Raw genomic sequence first — 19,732 nt, 5'->3', positions numbered from 1 at the left:
TAGTCGTAAAATCAATCGTCCCAAAACAGTTCCATTATGATACTTTAAGTGGTACGCTTAACGGACATTCAACGAAACCACCCATTCGGGTCATCCTTAGTATACGGGAAACCCTGTAGGGGTGAAAGGAAAGGTGGAACGAAATTGATGAATTTGACACTCCGGGAACAGTGGTTCTCAAACATCCGCGGTGATATTTTAGCGGGAATCGTCGTCGCCCTCGCATTGATTCCGGAAGCGATCGCCTTCTCGATCATTGCCGGTGTCGATCCGATGGTTGGCTTGTATGCCTCGTTCTGTATCGCCGTCATCATCGCTTTCGTCGGCGGACGTCCGGGAATGATATCGGCAGCGACCGGTGCGATGGCACTCCTGATGGTCCCGCTCGTCAAGGAACACGGACTGGATTATCTATTAGCGGCAACGATTTTAACCGGTGTCATTCAACTCGTATTCGGTATCTTGAAGGTTGCCCGCTTCATGCGGTTCATCCCGAGAGCCGTCATGATTGGTTTCGTCAACGCACTGGCAATCTTGATTTTTATGGCACAAGTCCCGCACTTCGTCGGGATTTCAACGTTGACGTATGTCATTGTCGGCATCACACTCGCCATCATCTATTTGTTGCCGCGCTTGTTCAACGCGGTTCCGGCACCACTCGTTGCCATCATCGTCTTGACGGGACTGACGATTTACTTCGGCTTCGACTTACGGACGGTCGGAGATCTTGGAACGATCGAGCGGTCATTGCCATCGTTCTTCTTACCGGACGTTCCGTTCACATTCGAGACGCTCGGCATCATCTTCCCGTACGCACTCGCCTTGTCGATCGTCGGATTGCTCGAATCGTTGCTGACAGCAACGATTGTCGACGACATGACGGGGACGGAGAGCGAAAAGAACCGCGAAGCACGGGGGCAGGGGATCGCGAACTTCGTCACCGGTTTTTTCGGAGGAATGGCTGGATGTGCGATGATCGGACAATCCGTCATCAATGTTAAATCCGGGGGACGTGGTCGACTTTCGACGCTCGTCGCGGGACTGTTCTTAATGTTCTTAATCATCGTCCTCGGCAACTGGGTCATTCAAATTCCGATGCCGGTTCTTGTCGGGATTATGATCATGGTTTCAATCGGAACATTTGATTGGTCGTCCTTCACCTATATCCGAAAGGCGCCGAAAGCCGATGCAATCGTTATGTTGACGACGGTCATCACGGTCGTCGCAACACATGATTTATCAATCGGAGTCATCACTGGAGTCATCTTGAGCGCCTTGTTCTTTGTCGCGAAAGTCTCAAAAATCAACGTCGTCAAACGACAGGAGAAGGATCAGACGATTTATACCGTCCAGGGACCACTCTTCTTCGCTTCCGTCGATCACTTCATCGCATCTTTTGATTATGAGGTCCACGATACTGCGATCATCATCGATTTCTCATCGACACAAATCTGGGATGATTCAGGAGTCGGTGCCATCGACAAGGTAATGTTACGCTTGATGTCGAATCAGAATAGTATCACGATCCTTGGATTGAATCCGGAAAGTAAACGTCTCGTCGATCGCTTGGCGATTCATAACCGACCGGATTCGAAGTCCTCACCCCATTAACCTGAAGGAGTGATTTGTATGTACAATCATATTCTATTAGCCGTCGACGGTTCTGACCATTCTGTCCGTGCAGCGGAAGAGGCGATTAAACTCGCACGCTTGAACGAATCGAGCAAGATTGAGGTCGTCTTCGTCGCAGACTTCGCGAAAGCACGCGAAGAAGTCTTGCATTCGGAGGGGAGCGGGGCGCTAGAAGTCGCACGGCGACGAAAGCTCGGACCGGTCGAAGAAAAGCTCGAAGCGGCAGGGGTGTCCTATTACGTTACAATCCTCCGCGGGGAACCGGGGCCGGCCATTGTCGAGCATGCGAATCAGCAGCCGACGGATATGACGATCATCGGTAGCCGCGGGTTGAACTCGCTTCAGGAAATGGTCCTCGGCAGCGTCAGCCATAAAGTCGCGAAACGCGTTAAAAGCCCCGTCATGATCGTCAAATGACCGGACGAGGGGATATTCTCTATACAAAAAACAGACCACTTTGTTGCCGTTGCACACAAAGTGGTCTGTTTTTTGATTTTAAAGGCGCATGCCCGGAGACAGTTTGACGACGCGGTAAAGTATGAAGGCACCGACCAACAGAATCGGATACGTCGTCTCGATGTGTTTGACGAATACAATGAGAATCGGGACGGCAATCAATAGGCCGAGCAGGACATAACTGATTTTGAGTAATCTGCGCTCTTGTTGCCGCAACATGGGAAACCAACCTTCAAACAGCAGCAAAAGCAGTTGTCCGCCGTCGAGCATGATCAGCGGAAGACAGTTCGTCAATCCGAGAAAGAGACTCGTCGCAGCGAGTAACTGAAGCAGGACCGTCACGGTGTAAGGACCGTCCGGCAAAAGAGACGGCAGACTATCAAACAGGAAGTGAACCGGATACGTGACCCACGGTGTTATCAGGTGATACCACCCGGCCACTAGAGATTGTGCCGGATTCATGATTTGCAGGACCGAGAGACAAGCAAGCGGGACGAGGACGATGCTCATGATTAGTCCCGAAGCGACGAAGACGATCCGTCTACCGCGATTGACAGCAGCGTCAGCCGGTAAGACATACCCTCCGAGTAACAGCAAACAAAGCTGGTAGGTGACGCCACGGTATGTCGCCCGCGCGAGAACGGGACCGAACCCAACTGACAGGGTGCGGACCTGTATCCGGACGAGCTTGGCACCTGCGACGTGTCCGAGTTCATGGAGGAGCGTCGCCAGCAAAAAAGTCCCCAATAATACGAAATACGACATGATCTGCTCCTTTTAACGCGTTAATTGTTCTTGAAAGATGAGACGAAACTTCGGACGAACGTCGATTTCGATGGTTTGGACGACTTCGTCTTGTTCCAAGGTCAGTAAAATCCGTGCAGCTTCCCGGTCGTCTTGAATGATTTCAAATGACGATAATGCCTGTAAGGACATACTCGACAGCAGTCGACCGTCGGAACGCTGATTGACTTGAAGGGAAAACTGACCGCTTGCCGGTGTCAGACGAACGATGAACTGTTCGACGGCATTTTGAAAGCGGTACGTCGATTCGTCGTAATAGAAGAGTGGAACCGGTTCATCCGGTTTTACTGAAAATAAGGACAACAGGTCTAGTTCTTCAGGAAACGACTTCACTAAAATCCACTCCTTTGGTAAAATGAACTAACTTTCATATCATACAGTATTTTACAAAAGAGGGTACAGTGAAATTGGAAGCAATTGTAACGAAGGAGGACAACTAATGGGATACATAACAGAATTAAGAAAATTCATCGGCAGTCGACCGATTATCAGCGTCGGTGCGACAATCCTCGTCATCAATGAACAAGGACAACTTTTGTTCCAACACCGTTCCGATACAAACGATTGGGGATTACCGGGCGGCTCGATGGAACTCGGGGAAACATTAGAAGAAGTCGCAATCCGGGAATTATATGAAGAAACGGGACTTGTGACGGACAAGGTCAAACTCATTGGTGTCTTTTCCGGACCACGCTACCAGTTCACATATCCGAACGGAGACGAGACGGATAGTGTGATCAACCTGTTCCACGCGCACGAAGTCACGGGGACATTACAAATCAATGATGACGAAAGTTTTGACTTGGCATACTTCAGTCAAGATGCGCTCCCGGAAAAAATCGAAAAACGGGCACATGCCTTACTGGAGGAGTTAGGTACCACGATTTGGGCATTACGTAACTCCTTTGAAGTAAAGAATTAAACCAAGCATGACAGAAAAAGCGCCCGACGTCCTTTTGAACAGGACATCGGGCGTTATCTGTTACTTCGAGACAACTGAAATGCGCTCTTTATCATGGCGATTGTGTTCGACCTCATCCGCAATGGCGACGGCATAATCGGCGTAACTGATGTAACTGTCACCTGCTGCATTAACGGTCAAGACGTCTGAAGCGAGTTGGTACGTTCCTGTCCGTTCACCTTCCGGATCGAAGAAGGCTGCCGGACTGACGAACGTCCAATGTAAGTCGGTCGCCTGTTCCAAATCAATCAGGTTAAGCGTCTGACTTTTCGCCGTCGGAAGGTATGCTTCCGGGAAATCCGGTGTATCTGCCAAACGTGTCGTTTGTTCCTGGTCGACGAACAGGCTGCCGGCGCCACCGACGACGATTAAACGCGTTGCCGTTCCTGACAATGCCTCCATCAAATGGCGACCGAGTTCGACGTGCTGAATCTCATCTCCAGGCGCCGCGCCAAAGGCATTGATGACGACATCGAATCCCGACAGGTCGTCCTTCGTCAATGCAAACGCATCTTTTTCGAGGACGGAGTCGTGCGTCGTCCGGGTTACATTTCGGACGATTGCCGTCAAGGCATGTCCCCGTTCTGCCAGTTCCCGTAAAATAGTTCGTCCTGCTTTCCCACTTGCACCGATGATCGCAACTTTCATCTCACATCTCCTCCTTTTAAGTTTATGTAGCATGACACTTGTAATCATTTTAGTTACAAAAATTTATTCTGTCAAGGAAATTGACAAAAAAACATCCCCTCACTAAACTGAAGATATTGGTGGTGAAAACAATGATCAATAGTCGACTAGCGGTCGCAGTGCATATACTCGCTTTAATCAGTTCAAGTGAAGAACAACCGATGTCTTCCGAAATCATTGCCGGGAGTGTCAATACGAACCCTGTCGTCATCCGTCGCCTGACCGGTCTCCTGCGAAAAGCAGGACTGCTCAAGACACAGGCGGGACGGACCGGTGCAATCCTGACACTAAAGCCGGAAGACATCACATTGCTGATGGTCTATCGTGCTGTTGAGCCGAAAGAAGACTTATTCATGATGCATGAGTCCCCGAATCCGAATTGTCCGATCGGCCGCGAGATTCAAGGCGCGCTCGAGACGACGTTCAGCCGGGCTCAACAGGCGTTAGAAGCAGAACTCGCAGCAGAAACGTTAGCTGATGTCGTCCATCGTCTCATTCCGAGATGATGGTGGTCGTGTCTGGATTTGTAAACGGATTCAAAGGAGGATAAACGATGCGCTTAGTCAGTTACTCTGCTGTGAGTGTCCTTTTATCGTTTTTATGTTTTACGGGTTATGCGCTGTTAAACAACTTAGAAAATGAATTTCTTTATCAATTTGGAACGTTTGCCGTGACACTTTTTTCATTTTTGTTCGGGATTCCCATGTTATGGATTGCCGGGCGGTACCCTTTACCGTTACGTCTCCTGATTTATCTGACGACGTTGACCTTCGCCATTCTCTTGTTTATCGGTGGTTATCAAGCGTTTGGTCAATCATCCATCGATATCCAACTGAACGTGCTCGGAATCGTTCGCTTTGCCGTCATCGCCTGTCTGTTTTATGTGATTCCGTATGAAGTCTGTGCAAAACGGGTTAAACGTCCCTCTGTCTCGACGTAAAACGATCTTTTTTTAAAGGTCGTTTTTGTTTTGCAGGATTTTCCAAATATATCACGAATTCCATTCAGGACAAGATGAATTTAAGGAGGAAATCAGATGAAGGATACATTTCAGTGTCAGGACATCGGTAAATCATTTTCAGGGGACGGTATCGAAACGAAGGCACTTGACGCCGTCAATCTGACGCTCGACGCAGGTGATTTCATCTCAATCATCGGACCGTCTGGATCAGGGAAATCGACGTTACTCAGTCTGATCGGGACACTTGATCGACCGACGACAGGGCAGCTATTGTATGGCGACCGCCCGATCAATCAGTTGAAGAGCAAAGAACTGTCTGATTTCCGGTTCGAGAACGTCGGATTTATCTTCCAACAGTTTCATTTGATTCCGACGTTGACGGCACTTGAAAATGTGATGGCTCCATTGTTCGGACGCAAAGTTTCCTATGATAAGAAGGAGCGGGCACTTGCCTTACTCGACCAAGTCGGTCTTGCAGAAAAAGCCAGCTCGTTGCCGTCCCAGCTCTCCGGCGGACAACAGCAGCGTGTCGCCGTCGCCCGGGCACTCGTCCATGAGCCGAAGTGGCTCCTCGCGGATGAACCGACGGGGAACCTCGATACGGAAACCGGGGAAATCATCTTTCAACTTTTAAAACGGTTGAACGCTGAAAAAGGATGTGGCGTTTTGTTCGTCACCCATGACCCGGAGCTTGCTGACCGCGCCAATCGAAAAATCGAGATGAAGGACGGACTTGTCATCGAAGATTCGCGACTCGTCACGGTCTGACGGAGCACCGATTTTGTTTTCGGACGGCTGACCCTTTACACTTATCAGTAAAGGAGGCGACGCATGATGCGACTTGGCATACTCGATCAAGTCCCGCTCCACGAAGGGGATACGATCGAACACACGATGATTCGAACGAAACGACTCGTCGAAGCAGCAGAACAGCTTGGTTATGAGCGTTACTGGTTCGCCGAACACCATAATACGAACGGTTTACTTAGCGCAGCGCCTGAATTATTCATTGCCCGGATGGGGAGTGATACAAAAACGATTAAGCTCGGGACGGGTGGCGTCCTGTTACCGCAGTACCGCCCGTTAAAAGTCGCGGAAAATTTTTCGACGCTCGAAGCCTTTTATCCGGGACGGATTGAACTTGGTATCGGAAGCTCTCCAGGCGGAAGTGAGCGGACACGAAGTGCCTTGACGGACGGGGAAGCGAATAAGTATTCTGAGTTCCCACGCTTGATGGATGAATTGTCCGGTTTTTTAACTGATTCGTTGTCCGCAAAGCATCCGTTTCGGATCGTCAAGACGACGCCGCGCCTCACGCAAACGGCTCCCCTCTATTTGCTCGGCCTGTCACCGAACAGCGCAAGGCTCGCGGCAGAGCGGGGGATGGGGCTTGTCTTCGGTCATTTCATCAATCCGGACCGCTGGGAAGAGACATTACGGACATACCGCGAGCAGTTCATTCCGAGTGCGCAGTTCAAGGAGCCGACGGTCATCGTCTGTGTGTTTGCGATCTGTGCCGAAACGACAACAGAAGCAGAACAGTTGGCGACGACACAAGATGCCTGGATTCAAGGGATCCGGCTCGGAAACTCGATCGTCCCGTCGTTTGATACCGTCGGGACGAAGGACTGGAACCCGGAACAATTAAAACGGATCCAACACGACCGGCGCCGGACTATCGTCGGAACGGCGACGGAAGTTGAAGCAGCACTCGAACAGTTGGCAACCCGGTACGGGACGAATCAATTTTTGTTAATCAACAATGCTTACGACCAAGACAAACGGCTCAAATCGTACCGGTTGATCGCCGAACAGATGATACAGCACTAAAAAACGGCCGACGATGTGTCGGCCGTTCTTGTATACTCCTTATTTTTGTGATGTCGGACGGATCAGGATTTCATTGATCGAAACATCATCCGGTTCACTGACCGCATAGTTGATTGCCCGAGCAATCGCGTCGGCATCAATCGCCTGCATGTTGCCGATCCCTTGTTTGATGTCTTCATCCGTAATGTGGTCTTTTAGCTCCGTATCGACGGCTCCCGGTGAAATGATTGTCGCGCGAATGTTATTATCGACCGACTCTTCCTTCCGGAGACCTTCCGTAATCGCACGCACGGCAAACTTCGTTCCACTGTAGACAGCGCTTGACGGCATGACTTCGTGACCTGCGACGGACGAGATGTTGATGATATGCCCTGATTTTTGTTTTCGCATGTACGGAAGGACAGCCCCGATTCCGTAAAGAACGCCTTTGATGTTGACGTCAACCATCGTATCCCATTCATCCTGCTTGTTTTTATGGAGTTGCGACAACGGCATCAGACCGGCATTGTTGACGAGGACGTCGACTGATCCGTACGTCTCCTGTGCCAGTTTCGCGAGTTGTTCGAGTTGCTCCGTCTTTGTCACGTCCGTCACTTGATAGACCGCTTGACCACCGAGCTGCTCGATTTCTTCTTTTAATGCTTGCAACCGATCTTCACGACGTGCTGCGAGGACAAGTTTTGCACCGTTCTTCGCAAGTAACTTCGCTGTTGCTTCCCCGATACCGCTTGATGCACCTGTAATGATGACGACTTTGTTTTCAGCCATGATTGATAACCTCCTGTAGTAGTTGCTTCACTGATTTATGCTCACTGTTGAGTTATTGCCTGTTTTGCTGCAGGACAAACCTACGGAAGACACTTATGAAAAAAAGGAGCTGGTTCGTATGAAACGACGGACGATTCGTTTAATCGTCATCTTACTTGTGATTGGATTGATTTTCATCATCGAACCATTCCGAAATCAACCGCCGCTTCCTGACGTGTCGGTCGGAAACCAAACGATCCCGACGCAGCAAGGGTCCTATTGCTGGCATGGTCTCATACGGGGACAATGTGTCGACTATATCTACACGAACCCGCTCGAAATGACAGAAAAATTGAAGCCGACCGTGGTCCGACCGGAGTCACCGATTACGATTGCCTTTCATGACGGTCCTACGCCGGACGATTTAAAAATCGAACAGTGGCAAGATGCAGAGACAAGACAGACAGTTACGCTGCAAGACGAACAACTCAAAGCACCTGATGCGCGCGGAATCTATGTGTATCATGTCCTTGCTGATTGGGAGCAAGGGGACGGGAACTCGGCTTTCGTGATTGAAGTGAAATGACACGTCGAAACGGGTAAAGACGAGTAAGATCGTCGTGTTTAAGCAGAGAGGATGAAAAAACATGAGACTCGAAAACAAAGTTGCCATCGTGACGGGGGCGGCGTCCGGAATGGGCAAGAGCATCGCGGAGCGGTTTGCAGCAGAAGGAGCACGTGTCATCGTGTCTGACATTCAGCTGGACGGGGCAAACGCAGTAGTCGCGGCGATTGAAGCAGCCGGCGGGACGGCGACCGCCATCAAAACGGATGTCACGTCTGCTGAAGCGATTAAACAACTGTTTGACGAGACGTTAGCGGCTTACGGACAACTCGATATCCTTGTCAACAATGCCGGAATCATGGACGGGATGGAAGGGGTCGACGAGCTGACCGATGAACGCTGGGACCGCGTTCTCGCCATCAATACGACTGCCGTCATGCAGACGATGCGGCTCGCGATTCCCTTATTTCGTGCACAAGGTTCCGGAAACATCATCAACAACATCTCAATCGGTGGACTAAACGGAGCGCGTGCCGGTGCTGCGTACGCCGCCTCCAAACACGCCGTCGTCGGTCTGACAAAAAACACGGCGTTCATGTATGCACAAGAAGGGATTCGCTGTAACGGAATCGCGCCCGGTGCCGTCGAGACGAACATCGGACAATCGATGACGAACATCAGTGAGTTCGGGATGGGACGGACGATGCTCGGGATGGGCTTGAACCCCAGAACCGGACAACCTGACGAAATCGCACAGCTCGCTTTGTTTCTTGCATCAGACGACGCGAGTTTCATCAATGGGGCAATCGTCGTTGCAGACGGGGGATGGAGTGCCTATTAGGCCGATAAGACGAGAGCATATACTATAATAGGGCAATAGGCTGTAGCGTAATCAAGATGACGGACATCCCCGTCATCTTTTAATTTGTCCGAAAGCAAATAACGCTTGATCAATCCGATTTTTTAATAAAATACATAAGAAAAACGAATCTCACTGTTAACGATCAACAGTAAAAATCCGTTCGCGGACAGTCGTTGTTTTCAATTGTTTCCGGGCATCAATCGAGTCACGGATATGTATAATGTATTGTCGTCCTTTCCGATACCCAGAGCGAGGCGGTTTAATCCGCAACTCTTTCCCATCGATGACAACGAGTTCATTTTGCATCCGTTCCCCCGTCGAATCCGTGACGGTAACGGTTCGGTTCGAAACTTGATCAGCGCGGAGTCCATGTGAAAATTCAATAGCGAATGTATGATACGTCGAAATCGAACGTGTCCGTGATTTGAAGTGCGGGTCGTCTGTTCGTGCTTCAAGGGAACAGTAACACCCTGTGAAGACTAAACAAACAGTCAGGATAATGGAAAATAACGGTTTCAAAACAAGGCTCCTTTCGTCATTTACTTCATTTTAATACAAAATATGGTAGTATTCAATCCGTCTCAGGACGGAATACTAAAATTTTTTCTTCAAGGAAGGTGGAGTGGGGTGGTATACTCGAAAGCGAGAGAAAGGCAGTGAGAGCGTATGACAGAAAGCATGAGAGAAATTATCGTCTCCATCCGGACAAGTTATGATTTTAAAGCAGACCAGGGACGTGCCGTCCGCGTCGTCGAGTTTCACGGGCGTCGGACGACGACGATCGACACCATCAAACAATCGACACCGAAGCGGATGATTCTGCTCGAGATGATTCGGGCCGTCAATTCATTTAAAGAACCATTCCATATCATTTTTAATGTCGAATGTAATTTCGGCTTTAAATATTTGAATGATGAACGCAAGTGGGAAAACCGCGATCTTGGTGATACGTTTAACGAAGCAATCAAGCAAGGCGGGCACACGTTCGAATTACGTGACAGCTCTTTTTACGAAGGTGGAAAAGACCTGCAAAAATGGTTACTCAACATCTTAAAGAAAGCAGACTGAGTCGGTCTGAAGAGGGGTTCTATCGTTACCGATAGGATTCCTTTTTTCTTTAGGACTCCCGTGACTTACTAATATGTGGTAAATTTGTTGGAAGAAAGATTCTTTTTAAGAGGAGGTACGCTCTTGAATCATGTATTGCGTCGATCGAGCCCTGTCGTCGTCAGCTCTTCGATCCTCTATTTGATTGTCTCGAGTATCGTCCTGAGCGGCTATTTCCGAATCGCCGTCGCCGATCCGTTCAGTTGGCTGTTTTACTTGGGAATTTTGCTGTCGGCCTGTTCGATCGTACTACTCAGTCAAATGCGACACGTGTATACCGGCATCCTGCAAATCGTGTTAGTGTGTCTGCTGCTCGCGATGACCGGACTCATGACGGTGATGTATGGACTGGAAATCATCTTGAACTGACTTAAAACTTACATGAAGAGGTGTGTACAGATGAACAAAGAAGACCATCAACTTGCGAGAAAACTTTTAACGACCTACTTAACCGGAACACAGCTCTCGACGATTCACTTGGCTAGTTTCGTCAGCCTGGATTTCATTAATCTCTACGATACGATGAACCCGGAAATTTCGTTACGGATTGAAACCGATCGCCTCTATTACGGGGACGTCGAATCGTCAAAAGATTGGGTCGTCCGTCATATGACGAAAGAAGAGATGTTACACTTGATCGTCACCTTACATACAGAACGGATTACCGGTGTACGCATCGGAAAAACGATTCCGCACCTTTTTCTGACGTTCAGTTCCGGGAAGACACTCGTCGTCAACGGCTCGGACACGTATTACGAATCCTGGACGGTCGATTTACGGTTGAACGCCGAAGCGACGGCCTCAATCGTCGCTGTACCGGGGGATGAATTGGCCGTTTTCGCCAGTGATAACGCCTTATTCCAAGATCGGGTCATGGAGTGACATGAATCCAGAAATTCTTACACTTACGAATGAACTGGTGGCTGAACGATTCCCTGAATCCTTAGCCGCAATGATCGCCGGCAGTCATGTCCGTGGACGGGCGACAGCGACGTCTGATATCGACCTGATCGTCCTCATGCCAACAGGAGCACGCACCTACCGGGAGTCGTTTCTGTATGAAGGATACCCCGTCGAAGCATTCATTTATACGGAAGCGACGATTGGTGATTTTTTCGACGCTGACCGTGCGCGTCGTCGTCCGTCGCTGCAACGGATGGTCGCGGAAGCGGTGCCGGTCCGGGTGCATCCACTCGTCGACCGGTTGAAAACGGAAGCGTCGCGCCAATTGCTTGCCGGACCAACGCGATGGACGGTTGAACAATTAAATCAGAATCGCTATTTTTTGACGGATCTGCTCGATGATTTTATCGGGGTAGTCGACCGGACGGAAGGACTTGCCATCGCAACACGTCTTTTCGATCAAGCAGCTGCCTTTCACTTAACGGCATCCGGACGCTGGCTCGGTCAAGGAAAATGGTTGCCGCGTGAACTCGCCGCCCTCAGTCAAGCAGATGCTGACCGATTCACGGATGCTTTCGAACGTTATTTCCGTCATGATGAGAAACAACCGGTCATTCAGTTGATCGAGACGTGGCTAACACAACATGGCGGACGACACTTTGATGGATTTTCCATCGGGAAATAAGACCTGCTCTTGTTGCGACGAGCAGGTCTTTGTTATGCTAAAGAACTAGACGAAACCATCAATCGGTTGAACGGACCGTCGCTTACACAAGGAGAGAATTGCATGAAGAAACAACTTGTTTGGCTCATCAGTAGTTTCCTCGTCGGGATCGGTTGTTTCTTATTTTTACAACACGACAACCATTTCGCTGCGTTCCAGGATTCGGTCCCAGAACTGACACCGCAAGCGGTCGTCGCCGGTTTCAACAAAAATGCGACCATTCAGCTTACGACGAAAGAGGTCTACTGGACAGAAACATTAAGCGACACGCAAGCGATCGCTTATGCTGAGACGAAGACGACGCGCTATTTGATTGTGTTACGGCGCAACGAGGCAACGTATGCCGTCACTCACGTCACACGCCGTACCGTACACGACGGACAAGAGTGGGCGGAAGCGGATGTCATCGATACGGACGCCGGCCGTTTCCTGATTGTCGTCGGTGAAAATCACCGTCGCCTGATTGATCATTTGACGGTAGCACCATTCAAGGTTGCAGTCACGAACGGGGCAGAAGAGACCCGTGCCATCGAAGCGATGACGCGTACATTTGACGTCGCAACGAAGGAACGGTTCCATACGGTGCAAAAGCTCCCACAAGCTTTTCCGAAATCACTGTTCTTTGATCTCCACGCGGTGGACGCCTCAGGCGCAGAACGGTTCCGCTTCCTGTCGAACAGCATCGACTGAAGCATCAAGAGTGGGCACTCGTCTTCTCGTTCGGTATACTAGTTGCAGTGAACAAGGGAGGAATCGGTATGTGGATTGTAATGAATCAACTACGCGTCGTCAAAGGGAAGTCCGATCAAGTTGCGGCGCGCTTTAAGACGACAAAAGGGATTGAACAGATGGAAGGATTTATCCGGATGCAAGTGCTCGTCGATATTAGTCAGGACGAACACGATGTCGTGACGATCATGACGACATGGGGAAAACAAGCAGATTTCCACGCTTGGCAAGCGAGCCAAGCATATAAAGGCGTCCATAAAAAACGAGACGAGGGGACTTCTGAAGTCAAACCACTTGTCCTCTCGAATGCCGTGACGGAATATGCCGTCGTCGCCGATCATACGCATCTCTAAAAAATGCCTGACACCCGTTCTTCGGATGTCAGGCATTTCAGCGTGTAGACAAACTAGATGGAAGGTCACTTGAATGTGATCTCCCATCTTTTTTTGCTCTCTCTTTCCTCCCTAATCGTCTTCCTGTGGCAAACATCGCGCCGCTTCGCTTCGCTGCAGAGTCGCTCCTGTTTGCTTTCCACTAGGAAGCGATTAGATCGGAAATCGAGGCTTTTTTAGCTTTCTTTCATATTATAAAGTAAAAGAAATATACCACGAAGGAGGGTTTCCCATGATGGGAAAACGAAATCAACCCCATCGTTCTGAAAACATCACGGTCACACTCGAACAATTGGTTCCTGCGGACCACTTGGTCCGCAAGGTCGATCAGATGATGGACTTTCAATTCATCTATCCATTTGTATCATGAGTGTGTTCCTGTATCTTCTACAAAAATATGTAAAGCCACTGAAGACGATTTTATCTTCAAATCCCTTGATGGTCTTTGCGGCAATAGGAAGAAAAAACCGTTCATTTTAGTCAATCTTTCGTTTTTAAATAAAACATAAAAAAAGTGGTGTTTTCGAAATCGAGAACATCACTTTTTTATTAGAAGGAAACAAGAAAAGAAAGTCATTAATATTTAAGGTTTTATAAACAACAAAATCAATTATGAATCAGTATAAAACTTATTTATTTTATTTGAAACGCTATACATCGTGTTGTTCAAAATGTTCAATCACTCGATGGAAATAAATATTCACCTGACAAAAGTAAGATAAAAGGCTTAATTTTAAAAGGTGGACAGTAAATCTATTTGATATAAGTAAAACTATCTGTAACTCTCAAAAGCTCTTGAGAGAAAATTAAAGGATTTAAGCACTACACAATTTGTTAAATCCGAAATGTAAGTAAATATTTTCAAGTTGTAATTTTAATTGATAAATATTAGTTTTTTTTATTTTTTTATAAAATAATTATGTTCAAATTAATGTTTTATTGAAAAATAAATTTTAAATATTTTCATAAAGGGAATTTAAGTAATAAAATCCTTTAAAATGATAAAATAAATTTCTTAATGTAAAATAATATAAGTGAAATATGTGATATATTTTCATTTAATTACCAATATAATTTCTAGAAGGAAAAAGAACTATGAAAGTACAAAAGAAATTAGTAAACTCAAGAATGGCTTTAGCACTAGGACTTGGTGTTCTAGGAACATCATCAGTTGCATTGGCTTCTAATGATAACATTGGATACAGAATTACTTTAAAATCCAATTATGGTAATGCTTATAATGGCAAATGATACCGTCAAACGGAAAATACAGCTAACAAGTGGAAAGTAAACATGAGTTACACTTCTGAAGGAACAGGAAAAATCGCTACATACTGGTTAGATAAATCAGGAACTCAAGTTTCCAACACAGTTGATGTTCAACAAGGCGGGGGTAGTTATTATCGATCTGCTAAACAAACAGCGAGTAAATCGTATGTTTGTTTAGCAGCAGAAAATAATAACTATACTTCTAACACTTATACTGTAAGCGGTTATTGGGACGAAGAAACTGATTTATTCATTTTTTAAAGTGAAAGAAGGGACGATGGTTTTATGATTAAAAGTCAGTTGTTGAATCTTTATAAAAATCGTATGAGTAGAATCTTATTCTTGATCATTGTATGCATTCCAATGGTTGAAATCTTTTTATTGACGAGACAACAACAGTTGTCGGATGAAGTTTATCAGCCTGTATTTGCTTCTTTTTTAACTGGGTCAAGTATTGGTCATGCACCTCAAATTATTTTATTATGGTTTTTGCCTATTTACTTACTGTTATTAGGTGGAGACAATGCGATTCAAGACTATAAAACAGGATATCGAAAAATACTGATTAGTAAAATTGGTCGAAAAGCTTACTTTGCTCAAAAATTATTTATTTCTTTCGTAACTTCTTTCTGTACGATTTTGACTTCTTTAATGCTGAATTTGGTGTTAGTACATATTGTTTTTTGGGGTGGCACATTATCGGGCGGTAAAACTGAACTCAAGTTTGATGACAATCCGCTGTTTAATTTTAGTATCGCTAACCCATTAACCACAGCTCTTTTATACATTTTCTTCTTTTCACTCATTGCAGGATTAGTAGGAATGCTTGGAACGAGTATTAGTTTGTTTTTCTTGGATAAAAAAATAGCATACGCTGCAACATTCTTTGTCTGGTTCTTACTCGTTTTAAAGAAAGACTCTATCTTATTGTTGCTTCAACCCTTTACTGAGTATGGATTTGCTGACTTGACGAATATCTTTTTCCTGTCTTTATTAGTTTTATGTCTGTTCCCGCTGACTATTTATGTGTATGGAGTAAAATTCAATGAAGACTAAAAAAATCAGTGCAGTAGTGGGTGTGGTCCTGTTTTTAATCTTTATTTGGAATACTCAAACGAAGGCTAGTTTAAGTAACCCCTATTTAAAGACAGGTGACCTTACATATGACGATATCTTATTAATTGCCAACAACAGTGCTTTCGGATTTAGTTCGATCCAAGCATATTCCTTATTCTATGTAGCACCGTTTTTGATATTACTGAATAGTTTCTTTTCGCGAGAAGCTAAATGGTCTATTACACGGTTCAAGTCTCGTCAACAATACTTCTTCCTAAGAGTTAGACAGATTTTGCTCACTGCGTTTCTCTTTTCACTTACGCACTCCGTGATCAATTTAGGAATGTCCTATCAACATTTTCCGAGTGAAGTCTTAGAAAGTAATCATTTTTTGAAGATTGTCTTTTTAAACACGATCAGTCTTTTCTTATTCTATAGCTTCGTGGGGATTCTGTATGAATTGGTAAAAGATCTTGTAAATTCCTCGACCAAGTCCTTCTTCATCGTAGTCTTTACTATTGGTCTGCTTTTCTTTATGGAAAAATTATTGTTAAGTCAAATATGGGGTCCGCTAAAAGATTTATCAATGTACAACAAAATGCTTGAGGGAGAATGGGGCGTCTTAGATATTGCGCTTATCTTTATCCGACAATTTTTCTTTGCTGCATTTGCCTCTAGTCTCGGTCTTGCTGCCTTTGTTAGAAAGGATATGTACAAATAATGATAAAAAACAAACGTTTATTTGTATTAGTACTTCTTTCGATTATTGTTCAAATGATCTTCTTAAAGTTTTCGAGCTTAGAGATGTCCCGATTTCCTTTCTTGGATGGGGTACCATTGACATCGAGTAGAATGTTGACGTACCAGTACTTACTCTATTGGTACTTCCCGGTAATCGTCATGAGTTTCTATTTTTCAGGAAACCTAAGAGAAGCAATTCGATTTAAAGGAATCCCCTATATTACTAGAAGATATAGCAAGAATATGTTCATGATGAAGCAATTCCTGTCCATGTTCTTGTCTTTAGTATTCTTTATCTCTTTTCAATTTCTTATATTTCGATTGTTTAAAGTCAATACTTATGATTTATCGGTCGATACATATACGTATATGATGGTAATCTATGTTGGCAGCTTAGTCGTAATGTTTTCGATACAAATGTACATGGAGCTTTTTTTTAAATCGGAAATCGCTCAGCTCATCGTAAGCATTTATATTCTTGTTCCAACCTTACTGAGCGCCGAGTTTCAAAAGACAGCTATGCTTTCAAACTATTTCTTTTTATCGAACTATGCAATGGGGTTGCGCAACGGTTTAAATGACTGGGATTTCCTCTCGAGTAACATCGTCAATAGTTCATATGGAATGATTGGTATCATGTTACTAGAAATTTTATTGGTATGGCTGTCAATTCAACGATTTAAAAAATTAGACATAATGTAGGTGAAGATAATGATTAAAGTAGAGAATGTAAGTAAAGAGATAAAAAGAAAAGCTGTCTTGAAAGACATCACTGTTGAATTTTTACCAGGTCAAATTTATGGCGTATTTGGAAGAAACGGCTCGGGTAAAACGATGTTACTCCGATCTATTGCCGGATTAATCGTACCTACTGCCGGCACAGTAAAGATTAACGACGAAGTACTTCATGAGGAAATATCGTTTCCACCAAGTTTAGGCATCATTATTGAAAACATGGAACTGTTACCACAGTATGATGCAATGACAAATTTAAAAATTCTCGCGAAAATTAGAAAAGTAGCGACCGAACAAGATATGATTGAGGCAATCGAAGCAGTAGGTTTAGATCCGACATCAAAGTTGAAGGTGAAGAAGTATTCTTTAGGAATGAAACAAAGATTGAACATTGCACAAGCAATTTTTGAAAAGCCGGACATTATCTTGTTAGATGAACCGACCAATGCTATCGATCAGAGTGGTGTCAACTTGATTCAAGAGTTATTGGTTCGTGAAAAGCAAAGAGGCGCAACTATTCTCGTGTCGAGTCATCAAAAAGAAGACATCGAAAAAATATGTGACCACGTAATTTATATGGATGAAGGACGTATTGTAGTCGACCAGGGACGAATCGTAAATGAATAAGAATAAGAAAGTGATATTTGTACTACTAATGTGCGTGTGTATCGCCTCTATTACGTATCCATATGTATCTAACTTTTTCACACATAAAGAGCAAGATGCACTGCAGCAAGTTACTTTAAAGTCTGGTGAGTATAAAGTCGGAGAAGATTTTCCCGAAGGTCAATACGATGTTCAATCTACTACTGATGACGCCATGTTTATGCAGAAAAAAATGAGCAACAATGACAAGTGGATGGGAATTTCATTTAGTGACGGTGAGTCAATTCCTTTGAAGGGAACCTTTATACTTACACCCTCTAAGCGGAAGCCTTTAAAAACTGACGATACGGGAAAATATGAAATCTCGAATTCTGGCTACTATGAAATTGGCAATCAGATACCTGCAGGTAAGTATATGCTTACATATGAATCACAAAGTAGCATGATTGAAAAGCCACTGATACAAATCTTATCTAAAAAACGTAGTATACTTAAAGGGTACTCATTTGAGGGAGCTAAACAATATACAATCGAGTTAAAAAAAGAAGAAATTCTAGAAATCCATAAGTCACTGTTCAAAGAGAATAATGCAGGTGTCATTTTAAATCCAATGTGAGGGTAAAACGAAAAATTTTCAAATTACTCAAAAAGAAACGTTAACCCTTATTTCCTCTTGAAATGAGGGTTTCAGCGTGTAGACAAACTAGATGGAAGGTCACTTGAATGTGATCTCCCATCTTTTTTTTGCTCTCTCTTTCCTCCCTAATCGTCTTCCTGTGGCAAACATCGCTTCGCTGCAGGGTCGCTCCTGTTTGCTTTCCACTAGAAAGCGATTAGATCGGAAATCGAGGCTTTTTTAGCTTTCTTTCATATTATAAAGTAAAAGAAATATACCACGAAGGAGGGTTTCCCATGATGGGAAAACGAAATCAACCCCATCGTTCTGAAAACATCACGGTCACACTCGAACAATTGGTTCCTGCGGACCACTTGGTCCGCAAGGTCGATCAGGTGATGGACTCTCAATTCATCTATCCATTGGTTGAAAAGTTGTACTGTGAAAATAACGGAGGACCTAGCGTGGATTCTGTTCTCTTAATCAAGATGGCTCTTCTTCAATATTTATTCGGTATTCCTTCTATGCGGAAGACGATCCAAGAAATCGAAACGAACGTCGCCTATCGTTGGTTCCTAGGACTTGGATTGGATGAAAAGGTTCCTCATTTTTCAACCTTCGGAAAAAACTATGTCCGACGCTTCCAAGACACGACGATTTTTGAAGATATCTTCTACAAAATTCTGACCCAAGGCGTCGATGCTGGATTCGTGGACCCAGTGGTCCTGTTTATCGATTCGACACACGTCAAAGCAAATGCGAATAAGCTTAAATATAAAAAGAAACATGTTCGTCGTGCAGCACGTTTTTATCATGATGAACTGGAACAAGAAATCAATGATGATCGTGAGGCGCACGGAAAAAAAGCGTTTTACCCCCAAGAAGAAGGACGAGAATGATCGACGTTTGACGAAGGAGAGTACCACGGATTCTGAGTCAGGATATTACGTGAAGGGGGAGCGTGAAAAGCAGTTCGCCTATTCCTTTTATACAGCGTGTGATCGGAATGGCTTTGTACTCGGGACAATTGTCACACCAGGTAATATTCACGATAGTATCATTTTAAATCCCTTGCTCGAGCTCATCATCCACCGTTTTACCGTCCCGTTTGCAGTCGTCGCAGACTCCGCCTATAAAACCGCCCCCATCGTACATTTACTTCTCAGACAGTGTATTTTGCCAGTCTTCCCCTACACTCGCCCCAAAGGGGTGAAAGGTATGTTCAAAACGAATGCCTTTTATAATGATGCGTATTACGACTGCTATCTCTGTGAAAATGATCAGCAGCTTGTCTATCGAACAACTACACGGGAATGAAGACGGGAGTACGTATCAGATCCAAAAATCTG

The 19,732-nt window shown here is 45.3% G+C and carries 29 protein-coding genes and 1 pseudogene; 25 read left to right on the top strand and 5 right to left on the bottom strand.

Annotated features, from left to right (window positions below; all coding sequences use genetic code 11):
- Positions 1 to 147: 147 nt before the first annotated feature.
- Together KNP96_RS04750 and KNP96_RS04745 are read left to right on the top strand one after the other, a co-directional pair.
- Positions 148 to 1,611: a SulP family inorganic anion transporter gene (locus tag KNP96_RS04750; protein ID WP_214769116.1), complete on the top strand. Its 1,464-nt coding sequence runs from the start codon at positions 148 to 150 to the stop codon at positions 1,609 to 1,611.
- An 18-nt stretch (positions 1,612 to 1,629) separates the two neighbouring features.
- Complete coding sequence (locus KNP96_RS04745) at positions 1,630 to 2,049, top strand: universal stress protein (RefSeq protein WP_029330103.1); 420 nt, start codon at positions 1,630 to 1,632, stop codon at positions 2,047 to 2,049.
- Between the two features lie 78 nt (positions 2,050 to 2,127).
- Here KNP96_RS04745 and KNP96_RS04740 read toward each other — a convergent pair whose 3' ends face one another.
- The gene (locus KNP96_RS04740; protein WP_088837138.1) at positions 2,128 to 2,853 is read right to left on the bottom strand and encodes a site-2 protease family protein; all 726 of its coding nucleotides are present in this window, start codon (positions 2,851 to 2,853) and stop codon (positions 2,128 to 2,130) included.
- 12 nt (positions 2,854 to 2,865) lie between these two features.
- Positions 2,866 to 3,225 carry a hypothetical protein gene (locus tag KNP96_RS04735; RefSeq protein WP_088837139.1) on the bottom strand — a complete coding sequence of 120 codons (360 nt, stop codon included), beginning with the start codon at positions 3,223 to 3,225 and terminating at the stop codon, positions 2,866 to 2,868.
- A gap of 106 nt (positions 3,226 to 3,331) precedes the next feature.
- Here KNP96_RS04735 and KNP96_RS04730 point away from each other — a divergent pair, with 106 nt between their 5' ends.
- On the top strand, positions 3,332 to 3,814 hold the full coding sequence (locus tag KNP96_RS04730) for an NUDIX hydrolase (protein ID WP_088837140.1): 483 nt from the start codon (positions 3,332 to 3,334) through the stop codon (positions 3,812 to 3,814).
- Positions 3,815 to 3,874: 60 nt separating this feature from the next.
- Here the strand turns inward: KNP96_RS04730 and KNP96_RS04725 are convergent, their stop codons facing one another.
- Complete coding sequence (locus KNP96_RS04725; RefSeq protein WP_088837141.1) at positions 3,875 to 4,501, bottom strand: NAD(P)-dependent oxidoreductase; 627 nt, start codon at positions 4,499 to 4,501, stop codon at positions 3,875 to 3,877.
- Positions 4,502 to 4,632: 131 nt separating this feature from the next.
- On the opposite strand from KNP96_RS04725, the gene KNP96_RS04720 reads away from it, so the two are divergent.
- The 4 genes from KNP96_RS04720 (at position 4,633) to KNP96_RS04705 (ending at position 7,331) form a co-directional block, all read left to right on the top strand.
- On the top strand, positions 4,633 to 5,046 hold the full coding sequence (locus KNP96_RS04720; protein WP_088837142.1) for an Rrf2 family transcriptional regulator: 414 nt from the start codon (positions 4,633 to 4,635) through the stop codon (positions 5,044 to 5,046).
- A gap of 47 nt (positions 5,047 to 5,093) precedes the next feature.
- Positions 5,094 to 5,480: a hypothetical protein gene (locus KNP96_RS04715; protein ID WP_088837143.1), complete on the top strand. Its 387-nt coding sequence runs from the start codon at positions 5,094 to 5,096 to the stop codon at positions 5,478 to 5,480.
- Between the two features lie 96 nt (positions 5,481 to 5,576).
- Complete coding sequence (locus tag KNP96_RS04710; RefSeq protein ID WP_088837144.1) at positions 5,577 to 6,269, top strand: ABC transporter ATP-binding protein; 693 nt, start codon at positions 5,577 to 5,579, stop codon at positions 6,267 to 6,269.
- Positions 6,270 to 6,332: 63 nt separating this feature from the next.
- Positions 6,333 to 7,331: an LLM class flavin-dependent oxidoreductase gene (locus KNP96_RS04705; RefSeq protein ID WP_239456892.1), complete on the top strand. Its 999-nt coding sequence runs from the start codon at positions 6,333 to 6,335 to the stop codon at positions 7,329 to 7,331.
- 39 nt (positions 7,332 to 7,370) lie between these two features.
- Here KNP96_RS04705 and KNP96_RS04700 read toward each other — a convergent pair whose 3' ends face one another.
- Positions 7,371 to 8,099, bottom strand: a complete 729-nt coding sequence (locus KNP96_RS04700) for an SDR family oxidoreductase (RefSeq protein WP_088837146.1) — start codon at positions 8,097 to 8,099, stop codon at positions 7,371 to 7,373.
- Between the two features lie 118 nt (positions 8,100 to 8,217).
- Between KNP96_RS04700 and KNP96_RS04695 the strand changes: the two genes are divergently transcribed.
- Positions 8,218 to 8,664: a hypothetical protein gene (locus KNP96_RS04695; RefSeq protein ID WP_088837147.1), complete on the top strand. Its 447-nt coding sequence runs from the start codon at positions 8,218 to 8,220 to the stop codon at positions 8,662 to 8,664.
- Between the two features lie 61 nt (positions 8,665 to 8,725).
- The gene (locus KNP96_RS04690; protein WP_214769113.1) at positions 8,726 to 9,484 is read left to right on the top strand and encodes an SDR family oxidoreductase; all 759 of its coding nucleotides are present in this window, start codon (positions 8,726 to 8,728) and stop codon (positions 9,482 to 9,484) included.
- Between the two features lie 156 nt (positions 9,485 to 9,640).
- On the opposite strand, the gene KNP96_RS04685 is transcribed toward KNP96_RS04690, so the two are convergent.
- A complete protein-coding gene (locus KNP96_RS04685; protein WP_088837148.1) occupies positions 9,641 to 10,024 on the bottom strand; it encodes a hypothetical protein in 384 nt (127 codons plus the stop codon).
- Positions 10,025 to 10,183: 159 nt separating this feature from the next.
- Between KNP96_RS04685 and KNP96_RS04680 the strand changes: the two genes are divergently transcribed.
- The 16 genes and pseudogenes from KNP96_RS04680 to KNP96_RS04610 all read left to right on the top strand — a co-directional run bounded on the left by KNP96_RS04680 (position 10,184) and on the right by KNP96_RS04610 (position 19,700).
- A complete protein-coding gene (locus tag KNP96_RS04680) occupies positions 10,184 to 10,573 on the top strand; it encodes a hypothetical protein (RefSeq protein WP_239456893.1) in 390 nt (129 codons plus the stop codon).
- Positions 10,574 to 10,696: 123 nt separating this feature from the next.
- Complete coding sequence (locus tag KNP96_RS04675; protein ID WP_088837150.1) at positions 10,697 to 10,981, top strand: hypothetical protein; 285 nt, start codon at positions 10,697 to 10,699, stop codon at positions 10,979 to 10,981.
- A 30-nt stretch (positions 10,982 to 11,011) separates the two neighbouring features.
- Positions 11,012 to 11,494: a hypothetical protein gene (locus tag KNP96_RS04670; RefSeq protein WP_088837151.1), complete on the top strand. Its 483-nt coding sequence runs from the start codon at positions 11,012 to 11,014 to the stop codon at positions 11,492 to 11,494.
- 1 nt (position 11,495) lies between these two features.
- Complete coding sequence (locus tag KNP96_RS04665) at positions 11,496 to 12,200, top strand: nucleotidyltransferase domain-containing protein (protein ID WP_214769110.1); 705 nt, start codon at positions 11,496 to 11,498, stop codon at positions 12,198 to 12,200.
- A 102-nt stretch (positions 12,201 to 12,302) separates the two neighbouring features.
- Positions 12,303 to 12,929 (top strand): hypothetical protein, encoded by a 627-nt coding sequence (locus KNP96_RS04660; RefSeq protein WP_214769107.1) that lies wholly within the window; start codon positions 12,303 to 12,305, stop codon positions 12,927 to 12,929.
- A gap of 68 nt (positions 12,930 to 12,997) precedes the next feature.
- Positions 12,998 to 13,321: an antibiotic biosynthesis monooxygenase gene (locus KNP96_RS04655; RefSeq protein ID WP_214769104.1), complete on the top strand. Its 324-nt coding sequence runs from the start codon at positions 12,998 to 13,000 to the stop codon at positions 13,319 to 13,321.
- Positions 13,322 to 13,592: 271 nt separating this feature from the next.
- Positions 13,593 to 13,730, top strand: coding sequence for a hypothetical protein (locus tag KNP96_RS04650; protein ID WP_214769101.1), 138 nt, complete (start codon positions 13,593 to 13,595; stop codon positions 13,728 to 13,730).
- Between the two features lie 725 nt (positions 13,731 to 14,455).
- Positions 14,456 to 14,611: a DUF2712 domain-containing protein gene (locus tag KNP96_RS16685; RefSeq protein ID WP_251135719.1), complete on the top strand. Its 156-nt coding sequence runs from the start codon at positions 14,456 to 14,458 to the stop codon at positions 14,609 to 14,611.
- A 12-nt stretch (positions 14,612 to 14,623) separates the two neighbouring features.
- Positions 14,624 to 14,890: pseudogene (locus tag KNP96_RS16680) on the top strand (DUF2712 domain-containing protein); the annotation flags it as partial.
- Positions 14,891 to 14,914: 24 nt separating this feature from the next.
- The gene (locus KNP96_RS04640) at positions 14,915 to 15,685 is read left to right on the top strand and encodes a hypothetical protein (protein ID WP_214769099.1); all 771 of its coding nucleotides are present in this window, start codon (positions 14,915 to 14,917) and stop codon (positions 15,683 to 15,685) included.
- Positions 15,675 to 16,406, top strand: a complete 732-nt coding sequence (locus KNP96_RS04635) for a WxPxxD family membrane protein (RefSeq protein WP_214769097.1) — start codon at positions 15,675 to 15,677, stop codon at positions 16,404 to 16,406. Before KNP96_RS04640 ends, KNP96_RS04635 begins: the two co-directional genes overlap by 11 nt.
- Positions 16,406 to 17,128, top strand: coding sequence for a DUF2705 family protein (locus KNP96_RS16905; protein WP_214769094.1), 723 nt, complete (start codon positions 16,406 to 16,408; stop codon positions 17,126 to 17,128). The genes KNP96_RS04635 and KNP96_RS16905 overlap by 1 nt, the downstream gene beginning before the upstream one ends.
- Before the next feature lie 9 nt (positions 17,129 to 17,137).
- On the top strand, positions 17,138 to 17,788 hold the full coding sequence (locus KNP96_RS04625; protein WP_214766121.1) for an ABC transporter ATP-binding protein: 651 nt from the start codon (positions 17,138 to 17,140) through the stop codon (positions 17,786 to 17,788).
- A complete protein-coding gene (locus KNP96_RS04620; RefSeq protein ID WP_214769092.1) occupies positions 17,781 to 18,383 on the top strand; it encodes a hypothetical protein in 603 nt (200 codons plus the stop codon). Before KNP96_RS04625 ends, KNP96_RS04620 begins: the two co-directional genes overlap by 8 nt.
- A gap of 296 nt (positions 18,384 to 18,679) precedes the next feature.
- Entirely contained in the window at positions 18,680 to 19,282 is a 603-nt protein-coding gene (locus tag KNP96_RS04615) for a transposase (RefSeq protein WP_214769089.1), read from the top strand.
- Positions 19,197 to 19,700: a transposase gene (locus KNP96_RS04610; protein ID WP_214769086.1), complete on the top strand. Its 504-nt coding sequence runs from the start codon at positions 19,197 to 19,199 to the stop codon at positions 19,698 to 19,700. Before KNP96_RS04615 ends, KNP96_RS04610 begins: the two co-directional genes overlap by 86 nt.
- Positions 19,701 to 19,732: the final 32 nt, after the last annotated feature.

The organism is Exiguobacterium sp. s133 (assembly GCF_018618595.1).
GTDB lineage: Bacteria > Bacillota > Bacilli > Exiguobacteriales > Exiguobacteriaceae > Exiguobacterium_A > Exiguobacterium_A oxidotolerans.
Note: the sequence above shows the minus strand (reverse complement) of the source record. Positions and strands in the feature narration are given on the sequence as shown.

What these genes read in the sequence shown, in the direction of transcription:
- KNP96_RS04750 (WP_214769116.1), top strand. Translation starts at nt 148, where the DNA reads ATGAATTTGACACTCCGGGAACAGTGGTTCTCAAACATCCGCGGTGAT.
- KNP96_RS04745 (WP_029330103.1), top strand. Translation starts at nt 1,630, where the DNA reads ATGTACAATCATATTCTATTAGCCGTCGACGGTTCTGACCATTCTGTC.
- KNP96_RS04740 (WP_088837138.1), bottom strand. Translation starts at nt 2,853, where the DNA reads ATGTCGTATTTCGTATTATTGGGGACTTTTTTGCTGGCGACGCTCCTC.
- KNP96_RS04730 (WP_088837140.1), top strand. Translation starts at nt 3,332, where the DNA reads ATGGGATACATAACAGAATTAAGAAAATTCATCGGCAGTCGACCGATT.
- KNP96_RS04725 (WP_088837141.1), bottom strand. Translation starts at nt 4,501, where the DNA reads ATGAAAGTTGCGATCATCGGTGCAAGTGGGAAAGCAGGACGAACTATT.
- KNP96_RS04720 (WP_088837142.1), top strand. Translation starts at nt 4,633, where the DNA reads ATGATCAATAGTCGACTAGCGGTCGCAGTGCATATACTCGCTTTAATC.
- KNP96_RS04715 (WP_088837143.1), top strand. Translation starts at nt 5,094, where the DNA reads ATGCGCTTAGTCAGTTACTCTGCTGTGAGTGTCCTTTTATCGTTTTTA.
- KNP96_RS04710 (WP_088837144.1), top strand. Translation starts at nt 5,577, where the DNA reads ATGAAGGATACATTTCAGTGTCAGGACATCGGTAAATCATTTTCAGGG.
- KNP96_RS04705 (WP_239456892.1), top strand. Translation starts at nt 6,333, where the DNA reads ATGATGCGACTTGGCATACTCGATCAAGTCCCGCTCCACGAAGGGGAT.
- KNP96_RS04700 (WP_088837146.1), bottom strand. Translation starts at nt 8,099, where the DNA reads ATGGCTGAAAACAAAGTCGTCATCATTACAGGTGCATCAAGCGGTATC.
- KNP96_RS04695 (WP_088837147.1), top strand. Translation starts at nt 8,218, where the DNA reads ATGAAACGACGGACGATTCGTTTAATCGTCATCTTACTTGTGATTGGA.
- KNP96_RS04690 (WP_214769113.1), top strand. Translation starts at nt 8,726, where the DNA reads ATGAGACTCGAAAACAAAGTTGCCATCGTGACGGGGGCGGCGTCCGGA.
- KNP96_RS04680 (WP_239456893.1), top strand. Translation starts at nt 10,184, where the DNA reads ATGAGAGAAATTATCGTCTCCATCCGGACAAGTTATGATTTTAAAGCA.
- KNP96_RS04670 (WP_088837151.1), top strand. Translation starts at nt 11,012, where the DNA reads ATGAACAAAGAAGACCATCAACTTGCGAGAAAACTTTTAACGACCTAC.
- KNP96_RS04665 (WP_214769110.1), top strand. Translation starts at nt 11,496, where the DNA reads ATGAATCCAGAAATTCTTACACTTACGAATGAACTGGTGGCTGAACGA.
- KNP96_RS04660 (WP_214769107.1), top strand. Translation starts at nt 12,303, where the DNA reads ATGAAGAAACAACTTGTTTGGCTCATCAGTAGTTTCCTCGTCGGGATC.
- KNP96_RS04655 (WP_214769104.1), top strand. Translation starts at nt 12,998, where the DNA reads ATGTGGATTGTAATGAATCAACTACGCGTCGTCAAAGGGAAGTCCGAT.
- KNP96_RS04650 (WP_214769101.1), top strand. Translation starts at nt 13,593, where the DNA reads ATGATGGGAAAACGAAATCAACCCCATCGTTCTGAAAACATCACGGTC.
- KNP96_RS16685 (WP_251135719.1), top strand. Translation starts at nt 14,456, where the DNA reads ATGAAAGTACAAAAGAAATTAGTAAACTCAAGAATGGCTTTAGCACTA.
- KNP96_RS04640 (WP_214769099.1), top strand. Translation starts at nt 14,915, where the DNA reads ATGATTAAAAGTCAGTTGTTGAATCTTTATAAAAATCGTATGAGTAGA.
- KNP96_RS04635 (WP_214769097.1), top strand. Translation starts at nt 15,675, where the DNA reads ATGAAGACTAAAAAAATCAGTGCAGTAGTGGGTGTGGTCCTGTTTTTA.
- KNP96_RS16905 (WP_214769094.1), top strand. Translation starts at nt 16,406, where the DNA reads ATGATAAAAAACAAACGTTTATTTGTATTAGTACTTCTTTCGATTATT.
- KNP96_RS04625 (WP_214766121.1), top strand. Translation starts at nt 17,138, where the DNA reads ATGATTAAAGTAGAGAATGTAAGTAAAGAGATAAAAAGAAAAGCTGTC.
- KNP96_RS04620 (WP_214769092.1), top strand. Translation starts at nt 17,781, where the DNA reads ATGAATAAGAATAAGAAAGTGATATTTGTACTACTAATGTGCGTGTGT.
- KNP96_RS04615 (WP_214769089.1), top strand. Translation starts at nt 18,680, where the DNA reads ATGATGGGAAAACGAAATCAACCCCATCGTTCTGAAAACATCACGGTC.
- KNP96_RS04610 (WP_214769086.1), top strand. Translation starts at nt 19,197, where the DNA reads ATGATGAACTGGAACAAGAAATCAATGATGATCGTGAGGCGCACGGAA.